Origin of the sequence: Massilia aerilata (assembly GCF_042656905.1) — a bacterium.
In the GTDB taxonomy this organism is placed as follows: domain Bacteria; phylum Pseudomonadota; class Gammaproteobacteria; order Burkholderiales; family Burkholderiaceae_D; genus Telluria; species Telluria aerilata.
Genome location: NZ_JBHSMZ010000001.1, coordinates 872,952 through 885,777 on the forward strand (window position 1 = coordinate 872,952; position 12,826 = coordinate 885,777).

Annotated in this window: 11 protein-coding genes and 2 tRNA genes; 2 read left to right on the top strand and 11 right to left on the bottom strand. The window is 65.0% G+C overall.

The window, feature by feature from the left end; translation table 11 throughout:
* Positions 1–6: 6 nt before the first annotated feature.
* Together ACFPO9_RS03935 and ACFPO9_RS03940 are read right to left on the bottom strand one after the other, a co-directional pair.
* A complete protein-coding gene (locus tag ACFPO9_RS03935; RefSeq protein WP_379767343.1) occupies positions 7–1,131 on the bottom strand; it encodes a polysaccharide biosynthesis/export family protein in 1,125 nt (374 codons plus the stop codon).
* 136 nt (positions 1,132–1,267) lie between these two features.
* Entirely contained in the window at positions 1,268–3,238 is a 1,971-nt protein-coding gene (locus ACFPO9_RS03940) for a TonB C-terminal domain-containing protein (RefSeq protein ID WP_379767346.1), read from the bottom strand.
* Positions 3,239–3,381: 143 nt separating this feature from the next.
* On the opposite strand from ACFPO9_RS03940, the gene ACFPO9_RS03945 reads away from it, so the two are divergent.
* Entirely contained in the window at positions 3,382–4,746 is a 1,365-nt protein-coding gene (locus ACFPO9_RS03945; RefSeq protein WP_379767349.1) for a family 1 glycosylhydrolase, read from the top strand.
* Here ACFPO9_RS03945 and ACFPO9_RS03950 read toward each other — a convergent pair whose 3' ends face one another.
* The 7 genes from ACFPO9_RS03950 to ACFPO9_RS03980 form a co-directional block, all read right to left on the bottom strand.
* Positions 4,747–5,733: an MBL fold metallo-hydrolase gene (locus ACFPO9_RS03950; RefSeq protein WP_379767352.1), complete on the bottom strand. Its 987-nt coding sequence runs from the start codon at positions 5,731–5,733 to the stop codon at positions 4,747–4,749.
* A gap of 99 nt (positions 5,734–5,832) precedes the next feature.
* Positions 5,833–5,909, bottom strand: a tRNA-Arg gene (locus ACFPO9_RS03955).
* A gap of 70 nt (positions 5,910–5,979) precedes the next feature.
* Positions 5,980–6,056: transfer RNA gene (locus ACFPO9_RS03960), tRNA-Pro, on the bottom strand.
* A gap of 65 nt (positions 6,057–6,121) precedes the next feature.
* A complete protein-coding gene (glmM, locus tag ACFPO9_RS03965; protein ID WP_379767354.1) occupies positions 6,122–7,462 on the bottom strand; it encodes a phosphoglucosamine mutase in 1,341 nt (446 codons plus the stop codon).
* 26 nt (positions 7,463–7,488) lie between these two features.
* The gene (gene folP, locus ACFPO9_RS03970; protein WP_379767357.1) at positions 7,489–8,328 is read right to left on the bottom strand and encodes a dihydropteroate synthase; all 840 of its coding nucleotides are present in this window, start codon (positions 8,326–8,328) and stop codon (positions 7,489–7,491) included.
* Between the two features lie 73 nt (positions 8,329–8,401).
* Positions 8,402–10,285 (bottom strand): ATP-dependent zinc metalloprotease FtsH, encoded by a 1,884-nt coding sequence (ftsH, locus tag ACFPO9_RS03975; protein ID WP_379767359.1) that lies wholly within the window; start codon positions 10,283–10,285, stop codon positions 8,402–8,404.
* A gap of 230 nt (positions 10,286–10,515) precedes the next feature.
* Positions 10,516–11,160 (bottom strand): RlmE family RNA methyltransferase, encoded by a 645-nt coding sequence (locus ACFPO9_RS03980; protein ID WP_379767362.1) that lies wholly within the window; start codon positions 11,158–11,160, stop codon positions 10,516–10,518.
* Between the two features lie 46 nt (positions 11,161–11,206).
* Between ACFPO9_RS03980 and yhbY the strand changes: the two genes are divergently transcribed.
* Positions 11,207–11,674: a ribosome assembly RNA-binding protein YhbY gene (yhbY, locus tag ACFPO9_RS03985; protein WP_379767364.1), complete on the top strand. Its 468-nt coding sequence runs from the start codon at positions 11,207–11,209 to the stop codon at positions 11,672–11,674.
* A gap of 154 nt (positions 11,675–11,828) precedes the next feature.
* Here the strand turns inward: yhbY and ACFPO9_RS03990 are convergent, their stop codons facing one another.
* Together ACFPO9_RS03990 and greA are read right to left on the bottom strand one after the other, a co-directional pair.
* Entirely contained in the window at positions 11,829–12,269 is a 441-nt protein-coding gene (locus ACFPO9_RS03990) for a DUF4149 domain-containing protein (protein ID WP_379767367.1), read from the bottom strand.
* 8 nt (positions 12,270–12,277) lie between these two features.
* A complete protein-coding gene (gene greA, locus ACFPO9_RS03995; protein WP_379767370.1) occupies positions 12,278–12,751 on the bottom strand; it encodes a transcription elongation factor GreA in 474 nt (157 codons plus the stop codon).
* Between the last annotated feature and the right edge of the window lie 75 nt (positions 12,752–12,826).

Below are 12,826 nucleotides of genomic sequence, written 5' to 3' on the forward strand. Positions count from 1 at the left end.
TTTACTTCACGGCCGGTTGGTTGCGGTCACCGCCGAGGTCAGCGCGCCGGGGATCAGCAGGCTCAGGTTGCGGTTCCAGTTGGCCAGCGGCGACGCCGCCACGTAGACGATGTCCTTCGGCTGCAGTTCGAAGGACTCGGCCATCGCCAGCGAACCCGCGACGCGGGCGTCGAGCTGGAACACGCGCGTGCGCTCGGGCGTCTTGCGCACCACGTAGACCTGGCGCGCATCGCCGCTCAGGGGGCTGATGCCGCCGCTCTCGCCCAGCGCCTCGTTCAGGGTCAGGCGGCCGTCGTGCATGGTCAGGGCCTTCGGGGTCAGGACTTCGCCGGAGACGAAGACCTTGCTCTCGTCGCGCGAATGCACGCGGACCACGTCGCCGGGGGCCAGCATCACCATGCCGGGGTTGATGCCCTTCTGCACCAGGTCGCGCAGGCTCAGCAGATAACGCTGCTGGCCGCGCTCGAGCACGATGCGGCTCTGGTCGGCGCTGGGCAGCAGGCCGCCGGAACGGTTGATCGCCTCGACCAGGGTCATGGGAATGTCGTTGATGGCCTGCAGTCCGGGCGACTTGACCTCGCCGTCGATGTACACGCGCTTGCTGCGATAGGACTGCACGCGCAGGGTGACGTTGGGATTGGCCAGGTATTTGGCCAGCTTCGCGGTCAGCAGCGCGCGCGCCTGTTCCTCGGTCTTGCCGTCGACGCCGACCATGCCGATCAATGGAAACTGGATGCGCCCCAGGTGGTCGACCACGAAGCCCGGCGGCGCGGTGTTGGCGCCGCTGGGGTCGGCCGCGAGCGAGCCCGTGTTCATGGCATTGCCGGCCAGCTCGGGGTGATCCCACACTACGATGGAGAGCACGTCGCCGCTGCCGATGGCGTAAGGCGGGGGATTCGGCACCAGCAGGTTTTCCAGCTCCACGTTCGCCTGTTCCCGGTGCTGCTGGCGCTCGGCGGCGATCAGCTTTTCGGTGATCATTTCCGTCGGCGGCGCGGGTTCGTCCGCACCAGCCCCGTCCTGCGAGCGGAAATGGATGGAGGATGCGCAGCCCGCAAGTGCAAATGCGAAGGCCGCCGCCAGCACGGCGCGGTAGGCGCGTGCCAGAAATTGCGTATTGGAAGCGTTCATGTGTTGCCCGTCGAAATGTGCTGCCAGCCTCTGGCGATCAGAGTCAGGGTAAGCCCCCTACCCGGAATGGCTTTGGCGCACGTCAAACGGCAGGTTCAGGTCAGCAGTGAGTCCCCGATAGCTTTCTAGCAGGCACTCAGCGCACTTCTTCCACCAGGCGCAGGACCTCGGCGAAGGTCCAGACCCGGCGCAATTCGATCACGTCGTAGTTGGCGGCCACGTTGGCCGGGAAGGCCGAGTAGCGCGCATTCAGGTTGACGATCCGGCGCACGACCTCGTCGATGTCCGGACGCCCGCTGGAGCGCAGGATGGTCACGTCCTCGATGCTGCCGTCGCTGCGGATGGCGATGCTGACCACGGGGTCGGTATGCACCGCCCCGCTGGACAGCTGGGCCTGGCTCACGATGGCGTTGCGCTCGATCTTCTGGCGCACGCTGTCGAGGTAGAGGCGCAGCGGCACGTCGCGGCGCGCGGCGTCGGCCAGCGCGCGCCTTACCGCCTGCCGGGCCTGCTCGGCGGCGCGCATGGCCGGCGGCACGGCCCTGGCGACGTCGATGCCGCGCAACAGCTCGCGCGCGCGCGAACCGAAATCCTTGCCGGACAAGCCGCGCGCACCGGCGCCCGCGCCCTGCCCGCCGCCCGGTTCGAGGCCGGCGCCAGCACCCGATCCCGCCGCGCGGTCGGCACGCGCAAGGCCGCCGCCGGCATCCGAAGACGGCAAGCCGGGCGCCGCATCCTGGCGGGCCAGGCGGCGCGCCGCCTCCGACTCCGCCGCCTGCTGGCGCGCCAGTTCCTCGGCGCGCTGGCGTGCGGCGGCCTGCTGGGCGCGCTCGTCGGCCTGGCGCTGCTCGGCGAGCTGTTGGGCCCGCTGTTGTTCAGCCAGCTGCCGGCGGGCCTGCTCTTCGGCGCGGCGCTGCTCGGCCAACTGCTGTGCACGCTGCTGTTCGGCCAGCTGCTGGCGCGCCTGGTCCTCGATGCGGCGCTGCTCAGCCAACTGCTGGGCACGCTGCTGCTCGGCCAGCTGCTGGCGCGCCTGGTCCTCGATGCGGCTGTGCTCGGCCAACTGCTGGGCACGCTGCTGTTCGGCCAGCTGCTGGCGCGCCTGTTCCTCGATGCGGCGCTGCTCGGCCAACTGCTGGGCACGCTGCTGTTCGGCCAGCTGCTGACGGGCAAGCTCCTCCGAATGGCTTTGTTCAGCCAGTTGCCGGCGCGCGAACTCTTCCGCACGGCGCTGCTCGGCCAATTGTCTATCCTGCTGCTCGGCAAGCTGCTGACGGGCTAGCTCTTCCGAACGGCGCTGCTCGGCCAATTGCTGGGCACGCTGCTGTTCGACCAGCTGCTGCCGCGCCAGTTCCTCGGTTCGCTGCTGTTCGGCCAAAGCCTGCGCCGCCATTTGTTGGCGCGCAAGCTCTTCGGTGCGCTGTAGCTCGGCAAGGCGCTTCGCTTCCTCGTCCGCACGCTGCTGCGCCAGCACGCGTGCAGCCTCCTCTTCTTCCGCCTGCCGGACCAGCTGCGGCGCCGGATCAGCCTTCTCTTCAGCCGCTTCCGGTATCTCCGCCAGGGCCGGCAGTTCGGGCGGCGGCAGCACGAAGCTGGGATCCGCGCTCATCTGCCGGGCGATTACCTCGGTGTGCAGGGTTTCCTTTGGCGGCTGGGGCCGCGGACGGGGTCGCCGCCGCAGGACGCGGCGCGCCGGCGGCGCAGGCTTGGGCGCCGCCGGCGCAGGCAAGACCGGTACCGGATCGCGCAGGGTAAAGCCGCGGCGCGGCGCCGGCGCAGGCGCAGCCGCGGCCGGTGCGGGCGGCGAAACCGCAACACCCGGCATAGGCGGTGCGACAGATGGCGGCGGCAACACCGGCGCCGGCACAGGCGGCACAGGTGGCACAGGTGGCAAGGCCGGCGCCGGCGGCACCTGTGCAGGCGTCAGCACCACCGTCAAAGGCCCACCCGCCCCCGCCCGCAGGCCCGGGACGCCAAACTGCAGCAACAAGAGCAGCGCATGCAGCAGCAACGAGACCAGCAGGCCCCAGGCAAGCCGGCGGTTGGCTGGCGCGAGCGTGGCGGGCGCGCGCGGACCGGCGGTCGGGATCGCGGTGAGCGTGGACATGCTGAGATTAGGTGGCGGTAGGAAATATTGTCTAAGTGTTACATAGCTTATCACTCGGCAGTAAGGACGCGCGCACGGTTCGGAACGGAAAATCTTAACCGGGCTACAATGAAAACGACGCGTTCAAGATGAAAGGAGGGTGAATGTCACCCGGATTTATCTTTGCCACCGGTATCGAAAACAGCAACCCGACCATCGAGCATGGACGCGTCCGCATGGACGAACTGGAAAAGTGCGGCCACTACAAGCACTGGAAGACCGATTTCGACCTGGTCGAGGAGCTCGGCCTGAAGGTGCTGCGCTACGGTCCGCCGCTGCACAAGACCTGGCTCGGCCCCAAGCGCTACGACTGGGAGTTTGCCGACCTGGTGTTCAACGATCTGCGCAAGCGCAACATCGCTTCCATCGTCGACCTCTGCCACTTCGGGGTACCGGACTGGATCGGCAATTTCCAGAATCCCGACTTCCCCGAGCTGTTCGCCGATTACGCCGGCGTGTTCGCGCGGCGCTATCCCTGGCTGCAGCTTTACACGCCGATCAACGAGATGTCGATCTGCGCACTGTTCTCGGCCCTCTACGGCTGGTGGAACGAGCAGATGACGAGCGACCGGGGCTTCGTCACGGCGATGAAGAACATCGTCAAGGCCAATATCCTGGCCATGCACGCGATCCTGCAGGTGCGCCCGGACGCCCTGTTCATCCAGAGCGAGTCGACCGAATACTTCCATGCCGAAAGCCCGGCGGCCATCGGCCCGGCCGAACTCTACAATGCACGGCGCTTCCTGTCGCTCGACCTCAATTACGGCCGGCGCGTCGATTCCGAGATGTACGAGTACATGCTGGACAATGGCATGACGCGCGAGGAGTACCACTTCTTCCTGAATAATAATCTGAAGCACCACTGCATCATGGGCAACGATTATTACCAGACCAACGAGCACTACGTCTCGGCCGACGGCCTGACGCGCTCGGCCGGCGAGATCTTCGGCTACGCGGTCATTACCCACCAGTACTACAACCGCTACCGCCTGCCCGTGATGCACACCGAGACCAACCTGGTCCAGGGCCCACGCGGCGACGAAGCCGTGCAATGGCTGCGCAAGGAATGGGCCAATGTGCTCCGCGTGCGCAACAACGGCGTGCCGCTGGTCGGCTTCACCTGGTATTCGCTCACCGACCAGGTCGACTGGGACACCGCGCTGCGCGAGAACAACGGCAACGTCAACGCCCTCGGCCTGTTCGACCTGGACCGCAAGATCCGTCCGGTCGGCATCGCCTACAAGGAACTGGTGCGCGACTGGATGGAGGTCCTGCCGACCCAGAGCGTGTGCCTGCAGGTGCCGATCGTGATGCCGCACGAATTCCAGCGCGAAGTGGCGCCTTATACCGGCTGGCCCTTCGACGAGGATGCCGCGCCGGCGGCGGCCCGCGTCCCGGCGAAAGCCCCGCCGCCGCCGCATGGCGAAAAGGACGCGACGCTCGCGCCGCGCACCGAAGAGCAGGAATGATCAGCGCGTCCTGGGCTTGAAGGAATAGGTCTCGCCGTGCGCGAGATAGCTCACCTGTTCCTCCAGCCCGGCCGCCTTCGCTTCGCGCGCGAAGTCCGCCAGCGGCGACTTGAACACGTCGTAGTCGTTGTAATGGATGGGAATCGCATGCTGCGGGCGGATGATCTGCAGCAGCTGCACGCCGTCCTTGCCGTCCATCGTGACCTTGAACACGCCGAGGATGCGGGTGCCGCCGAGGTGCAGCAGGGCCAGGTCGATGCCGGGGAAGCGCTGCGGGATGTTCTTCAGGTCGTCGTAGACCAGCGTATCGCCGCTGATGTACATGCGGTAGGTCGGGGCCGCCTTGTTCGGGCCGAAGTCCAGCATCGAGCCCATCACGCTGGGCAGCAGCGCCTGCATGCCGGCCTTGCCATGGCGCCCCGGCACGGCGGTGAGGCGCATGCGCGACTCGCCCTTCTCGACCTCGACCTGGTCCCATTTCCCCAGTCCGATGCCGCGCGTGAAACCGAGTTTCTCGAGCGAAGCCGCCGATTCCTTCGTCGTGACGATGGGCGTGTCCTTCGGCAGCTTTTCCTGCACCAGCTTGTCGAAGTGGTCTTCGTGCATGTGCGACAGCACCACGAAGTCGATAGCCGGCAGCTTGTCGAGTTCGATCGCCGGATTGGTCAGGCGCTCGGCGCTGATCCCATAGCCCAGGTGCACGTGGTCGCCCTTGTGCAGGAAGTTGGGGTCGGTAAGGATGGTGAAGCCTTGGTAGCGGATCAGGACGGTGGCGGTGCCGATGAACTGGACGGTACCGCTTGCCTCGTTTGCCGCCGGGGTGGCGGCGGCCGGCAGCTTGAGTGCGAACACTTCGCCATCCGGTGTCGACGTCGACGTGGCCGGTTGCTGGGCGCGCGCGGGAAGGGCGAGCGATATGGTCAGCACCGCCAGCATGGCAGCGGCGGCCCCCGCGGCGGCGGACCGTGTCAATCGGCAAAATGGCATGCGTATCCTCCTGGTGTCATCCGATGATGTTGTCGGAATTGACACTAGCATGGACGCTCCAGCAGGGGCGTTCGCTAGCAGGAAGGAAACGAATGCGGATGGCCTGCCCAGCTGGGTTCGAACCAGCGACCCTCAGCTTAGAAGGCTGATGCTCTATCCAACTGAGCTATGGGCAGAAAGACGACAGCGAGGCTGTCGAGATGAAAAGAAAACGGGCCGTCGAGGACAGCCCGCATTCAAAGATGATGGTCGGAGTACAAGGATTCGAACCTTGGACCCCCTGGTCCCAAACCAGGTGCGCTACCGGGCTGCGCTACACTCCGATAAAACCATCATACTCCGCCGGCCCGCAAGCGTCAATGAACGCCCGTCGTCCGGCGAAGCGGCATCAAAGCTCGAAACGCGCGGCGATGCGCTTGGCCATGCTCTCGGCCAGCTCCGCTTCCTTGGCCTCGACCATGACGCGCACCAGCGGCTCGGTGCCGGAGGCGCGGATCAGCACGCGGCCGCGCTCGCCAAGCTCGCGCTCGACGGCTTCCTTCTCGGCCACCACGGCTTCGTTTTTCGTCCAGTCGAAGCCCGGCTTCACGCGCAGGTTGATCAGGGTCTGCGGGAACAGCACCAGTTCCTTGCAGCACTCTGCCAGGCCCTGGTTGCTGCGGCGCAGCGCCGACAGCACCTGCAGGCTTGATACGATGCCGTCGCCGGTCGAGTGCTTGTCCAGGGCCAGCAGGTGGCCCGAGCCTTCGCCGCCGAACAGCCAGCCCTTCTCCTGCATCATTTCCAGCACGTAGCGGTCGCCGACCTTGGCGCGCGCGAAGCCCACGCCCATTTCCTTGAACGCGACTTCGAGGGCCATGTTGGTCATCAGGGTGCCGACTGCGCCATCCACCTTGCCGGTGGCCATGCGCGCGCGCACCATCACGTAGAGCAGCTCGTCGCCGTTGTACAGGCGGCCGTTGGCGTCGCACATGATCAGGCGGTCGGCGTCACCGTCCAGCGCGATGCCGAGGTCGGCCCCGTGCTCGACCACGGCCTGGGCCATGGCCTTGGGGGCGGTGGCGCCGACGCCGTCGTTGATGTTGAAGCCGTCCGGCTTGGTGCCCAGCTCGATCACTTCGGCGCCCAGTTCGTGGAACACGTGCGGGGCGATGGCGTAGGCGGCGCCGTGGGCGCAGTCGACCACGATCTTCATGCCGCGCAGGTCCAGCTCGTTCGGGAAGGTGCTCTTGCAGAATTCGATGTAGCGGCCCTGGGCGTCGCGCAGGCGGGTCGCGCGGCCCAGTTTCTCGGACGAGACGCAGCCCATCGGCTGGTCGATCGCTTCCTCGATGGCCAGTTCCACCGCGTCCGGCAGCTTGGTGCCGTGCTCGGAGAAGAACTTGATGCCGTTGTCCTGGAAGGGGTTGTGCGAGGCCGAGATCACCACGCCGGCCTGCAGGCGCAGCGCGCGGACCAGGTAGGCGATGGCCGGGGTCGGCATCGGGCCGGCCAGCATGACGTCGACGCCGGCGGCCGAGAAACCGGCCTCGAGCGATGCTTCCAGCAGGTAGCCGGAGATGCGGGTGTCTTTGCCGATCAGCACGGTGGGACGGCCGCTGGCGCCGGTGCTGCCCTTGGCCAGCACCTTGCCGGCCGCATAGCCGAGGCGCATCACGAAATCGGGGGTGATGGGGGCCACGCCCACCAGGCCACGTACGCCGTCCGTACCAAAATATTTGCGTGCCATATCGTTCTCTTATGTTCAGTTGTTCTTCAAGCGCCGGAGGTTGCGGCGTTCCACACCTTCAGTGCGTCCACCGTCTCCGCCACATCATGGACCCGCACGATGCGGGCGCCCTGTGCTACCGCAGCCAACGCGCCGCCGAGGCTGCCTGCCAGGCGCTGGTCGACCGGGCGCCCGGTCAAGGCGCCGATCATCGACTTGCGCGACAGGCCCGCCAACACCGGCAGGCCCAGTGCCTGCTGCATCTGATTGATACCACGAAGCAATGCGACATTATGCTCGACAGTCTTGCCAAAGCCAAATCCCGGATCGATCGTGATGCGCTCCTGTGCAACGCCGGCAGCCCGCAAGGCCTCCACGCGCGCGCGCAGGAAGGCGCTCACCTCCCCCACCACGTCACCGTAGACCGGCTGGGCCTGCATGTCCTGGGGCGTGCCCTGCATGTGCATGATGCACAGGCCGACGTCGCTGCCGGCCACCGCCTCGACCGCCCCGGGCGCGCAAAAACCGTTGATGTCGTTGATCATGTCGGCCCCGGCGATGATGGCTTCGCGCATCACTTCAGGCTTGCAGGTGTCGATCGACAGCGCATGGCCGAGTTCACGCAGGGCGTAGATGACGGGCATGACCCGGTCGAGTTCTTCCTGCACCGTCACGCTGGGCGAGCCGGGACGGGTCGATTCGCCGCCGATGTCGATGATGTCGACGCCATCCTTGATCATCTGCTCGGCGCGCTCCATGGCGAACTCGAGGGCCTGGTAGCGGCCGCCGTCGGAGAAGGAATCGGGGGTGACGTTGAGGATGCCCATCACCAGCGGACGCTGGGCGAGCTTGAAGCCGAAACGGCCGCATTGCAGATACTGGTGCATGATAAAAAAGCTTATTTGAAACAGAAAAAAAGACACCCCGCAGGGTGCCTTTTATAAGGGGCTCAGCCGTCGATCAGGCCGGGGCCGGGGCGTTGGTCGCCACGCCGCCCGAATCGCCGCCGCTCGACGGACGCTTGGTCAGCTGGACCGACTTCGGCGGAGTCGGCTCGCGGCCGGCCATGATCTCGTTGATCTGCTCGGCGTCGATGGTTTCCCACTCGAGCAGGGCCTTGGTCATCATCTCGACCTTGTCGCGGTTCTCTTCCAGCAGGCGGCGCGCCAGCGTGTACTGGCTGTCGAGGATGGCGCGGATCTCGGCGTCCACCTTCTGCTGGGTCGCCTCGGAAATGGTCTTGACGGAGCCGCCGAAGAAGCCTTCGTTCGGATCGTCTTCGTAGACCATCACGCCCATGCTCTCGGACATGCCGAAGCGGGTCACCATCGAACGGGCCAGCTTGGTGGCGCGGGCGAAGTCGTTCGAGGCGCCGGTCGACATCTGGCCGACGAAGATCTCTTCGGCGATGCGGCCGCCGAACAGGATCGAGATTTCTTCCAGCATCTTGTCCTTGTAGCCGGACAGGCTGTCATGTTCCGGCAGCTGCCAGGTCAGGCCCAGCGCATAGCCGCGCGGCATGATCGTGACCTTGTGCACCGGATCGGCCTTCGGCAGGAGCTTGGCGATGACGGCGTGGCCCGACTCGTGGTAAGCCGTGTTGCGGCGCTCTTCCTCGCGCATGACCATGGACTTGCGTTCCGGGCCCATGAAGATCTTGTCCTTGGCGTCCTCGAAGTCGGCCATCTCGACCAGGCGCTTGCTGCGGCGCGCGGCGAACAGGGCGGCTTCGTTGACCAGGTTGGCCAGGTCGGCGCCGGAGAAGCCCGGGGTGCCGCGGGCCAGGATGTCGGCCTTCACGTCGGTGCCGATCGGCACTTTGCGCATGTGCACGTTCAGGATCTGTTCGCGGCCGCGGATGTCCGGCAGGCCCACCATCACCTGGCGGTCGAAACGGCCCGGACGCAGCAGCGCTTTATCGAGCACGTCGGCGCGGTTGGTGGCGGCGATCACGATCACGCCCGAGGAGGCTTCGAAGCCGTCCATCTCGACCAGCAGCTGGTTCAGGGTCTGTTCGCGCTCGTCGTTGCCGCCGCCCATGCCGGCGCCACGGTGGCGGCCGACGGCGTCGATCTCGTCGATGAAGATGATGCATGGCGAATGCTTCTTGGCGTTCTCGAACATGTCGCGGACACGGGAGGCGCCCACGCCGACGAACATCTCGACGAAGTCGGAACCGGAGATCGAGAAGAACGGCACCTTGGCTTCGCCGGCGATGGCGCGCGCCAGCAGGGTTTTACCGGTGCCCGGAGGACCGACCATCAGCACGCCGCGCGGGATACGTCCGCCCAGCTTCTGGAACTTGGTCGGGTCCTTCAGGAAGTCAACGATCTCGGCGACTTCTTCCTTGGCTTCGTCGCAACCGGCGACGTCGGCGAAGGTGACGGTGTTATTGGTTTCGTCCATCATGCGCGCCTTCGACTTGCCGAACGAGAAAGCCCCGCCCTTGCCGCCGCCTTGCATCTGGCGCATGAAGAACACCCAGACCCCGATCAGCAGCAGCATCGGGAACCAGGAAATGAAGACTTGCTGCAGGAAGGAAGGCTCTTCCGGCGGCTTGACGTCGAAACGTACGTTGTTGTCGCGCAGGTCCTTGATCAGGCCGCGGTCGAGCATGGTCGCAGTGGCGCGGACCTTGCTGTCGTCCTGACGGGTCGCGGTGATGTTCGAACCCTCGATCACGACGTCCTTGATGCGTTTCGCCTGCACATCATCGAGCAGCTCGGAATAAGCAATCGTCTTGCTGCCGCCCGCAACGTTGTGGTTGTCGAACTGCTTGAACAGCATGAACAACAGCAGCGCGACGACCACCCAGATGGCGGATTTGGAAAACATATTATTCACGAAAACTCCTCTGATGCGGACGCATCTTTTCCCATTGTTTCAAACGCGGATTTTACCGCAATAAGCAGGCGGTGCCACGCACGCCCGCTCGTGAAGCTTTGTCCCGTCACTATAACGGTTTTTTATTTCCGGCGCGCACGAATAAACACCCATGCAAACCATACATTGGTCGATGTGCGGTTATACGGCCGAATATCAAGGGCGAGACCGTGAATAATCTGCATTTTTCGCTATGCAGGATGCTTGAGGCCGCGGCCCAGCAGGAAAATTTCGGACGACTTGTCGCGGCTTGCTTTGGGTTTGATCTGTTTGACCACCTTGAATTCCTTGCGGAAGAGCTCAACGGTTTGCGTAAACCCCATGTCCTTAAAGCATTTTACTAACAATGCGCCGGACGGCTTGAGGTGCGCTTGAGAGAACTCAATAGCGATTTCGATCAAATGCTCCATACGCGCTGCGTCCGCCGTCGGAATGCCGGACAGGTTCGGCGCCATGTCGGACAGCACCAGGTCGGCCTGGCGCTCGCCGAGGATCTCGGCCAGCTGGTCCAGCACCGCGTCCTCGCGGAAGTCGCCCTGGATGAAGTGCATGCCGGCGATCGGCTCCATCGGCAGGATGTCGAGACCGATCATGGTGCCCTTGATGCCGCCTTCCTCGCCGCCCGACAGCTTACGGCGGGTGTACTGGCCCCAGCTGCCCGGGGTGCAGCCGAGGTCGACGATCACCTGGCCCGGCTTGATCAGCTTCTCGGCCTCGTCGATCTCTTTCAGCTTGTAGGCTGCACGCGCACGGTAACCCTCTTTCTGTGCCAATTTGACATAAGGGTCGTTAATGTGGTCGTGTATCCAGTTTTTATTGAATTTGTTCTTGGCCATTCGCGTAAAATACTGCTTTTATTAGGTACATCAAAAAAGAACCATTATGATCAAACTTACACCGGCCGAGCGCGCGGCCCTCCGTGCGGAAGCTCACGGGCTCAGCCCTGTCGTCATGATCGGCGAAGCCGGCCTGACCGAGTCCGTCAAAAAAGAAATCTCGTCCAGCCTGGACGCACACGGCCTGATCAAGGTACGTGTGCTCGGCGACGACCGCGAAGCGCGCATCGCCATCTACGAGCAGGTCTGCGAGGAACTCGAAGCCGCGCCGGTACAGCATATCGGCAAACTGCTTGTCCTGTATCGCCCGAAGAAGGAAGCGGTCAAGGAACGTACGGCCAAGGCCGGCAAGGGCATGCGCGAAGTCACCATCGTCAAGCCGAGCCCGAGCGGCACCAAGAAGCCGAGCGTCACCAAGATCTTGCTGAAGGGAAATGAACGCGTGACCCAGGGCGGCAACATCAAGCGCGCCAAAACGCGCCAGGCCAGCAGCAAGAAGAATGCGCTGAAGTGAGACGCGCACACGAGCGCGTCGAACAAATTCTGCGCTGCTTCAAAAAATCAACCGGGGCCTGCCCCGGTTTTTTTTCGTCTTGCTGACACGTGGGCACGGGGTGCCCACCCTACGTCATGGGCTGTAGGGTGGGCTCCCCGAGCCCACGCAAACATCACCGTGATTTGGCGACGAGGATCGCTCCCAAAACGGATTCGAGCAAATACAGCACCTGCGACAGCCCATGCAGCGCCGCAAACGTTCCCCACTGCGGCGAGGCCCTCACCCCGGCCGGGCCGGCGGCTTCGCGGATCGCCGCCATCGCCGGCTGCAGGCCCAGGTAGACGGCCAGGCTGCAGGCCAGCATGCCGCATGCCAGGCACATCAGCCAGCGCCGCCTGCGCGCATCCAGATCGCCGGAGCGCCACACCAGCAGCAGCACCAGCGGCGCCAGCGCGATCGACAACCAGGCCAGGCGCGTCAGCATCACGCCGACCACGTTCCCCGCCTGGGCACTGTCGAGCACCGCGAAGGCGCTCGGCGCGGCCAGGTAGCTGACCGCCCAGACGCTGCCCGCCCACAGGGCCGCCAGCAGCAGTCGCAGCGTGGCGATCATCGCCCGCCTCAGATGTAGCGGACTTCGAGGATCTCGTATTCGCGCGGGCCGGACGGGGCCTGCACCTCGACCACGTCGCCGGCGTATTTGCCGATCAGGGCGCGCGCGATCGGCGAGGTGACGGACACCTTGTTCAGCTTCAGGTCCGCTTCGTCGATGCCGACGATCTGGTAGGTCACCTTCTGGCCGCTTTCCAGGTCTTCGAGGTCGACGGTGGAGGCGAACACCACGCGGCCTTCGGCGTCGAGGGTGGCCGGGTCGATGACCTGGGCCGTCGACAGCTTGGATTCCAGTTCCGCGATGCGGCCTTCGACGAAGGCCTGGCGTTCCTTGGCGGCGTCGTACTCCGCGTTTTCGGACAAGTCACCATGCGAACGCGCTTCGGCGATCGCATCGATCACGTTGCGGCGCTCCTTGGTCTTGAGCTGGTGCAGCTCGTCCTTGAGGAGTTCGGCGCCGTGTTTGGTCAGTGGTGTATTCATGGTCGTCGCTATAGTCGCTATCTAAAAGTAAAACCACACAGCCCTCGCGGCGCGCCGCGCGAGCTGTGTGGTCTG

What these genes read in the sequence shown, in the direction of transcription:
- ACFPO9_RS03940 (WP_379767346.1), bottom strand. Translation starts at nt 3,238, where the DNA reads ATGTCCACGCTCACCGCGATCCCGACCGCCGGTCCGCGCGCGCCCGCC.
- ACFPO9_RS03950 (WP_379767352.1), bottom strand. Translation starts at nt 5,733, where the DNA reads ATGCCATTTTGCCGATTGACACGGTCCGCCGCCGCGGGGGCCGCCGCT.
- ACFPO9_RS03935 (WP_379767343.1), bottom strand. Translation starts at nt 1,131, where the DNA reads ATGAACGCTTCCAATACGCAATTTCTGGCACGCGCCTACCGCGCCGTG.
- glmM (WP_379767354.1), bottom strand. Translation starts at nt 7,462, where the DNA reads ATGGCACGCAAATATTTTGGTACGGACGGCGTACGTGGCCTGGTGGGC.
- ACFPO9_RS03945 (WP_379767349.1), top strand. Translation starts at nt 3,382, where the DNA reads ATGTCACCCGGATTTATCTTTGCCACCGGTATCGAAAACAGCAACCCG.
- greA (WP_379767370.1), bottom strand. Translation starts at nt 12,751, where the DNA reads ATGAATACACCACTGACCAAACACGGCGCCGAACTCCTCAAGGACGAG.
- ACFPO9_RS03990 (WP_379767367.1), bottom strand. Translation starts at nt 12,269, where the DNA reads ATGATCGCCACGCTGCGACTGCTGCTGGCGGCCCTGTGGGCGGGCAGC.
- yhbY (WP_379767364.1), top strand. Translation starts at nt 11,207, where the DNA reads ATGATCAAACTTACACCGGCCGAGCGCGCGGCCCTCCGTGCGGAAGCT.
- ACFPO9_RS03980 (WP_379767362.1), bottom strand. Translation starts at nt 11,160, where the DNA reads ATGGCCAAGAACAAATTCAATAAAAACTGGATACACGACCACATTAAC.
- folP (WP_379767357.1), bottom strand. Translation starts at nt 8,328, where the DNA reads ATGCACCAGTATCTGCAATGCGGCCGTTTCGGCTTCAAGCTCGCCCAG.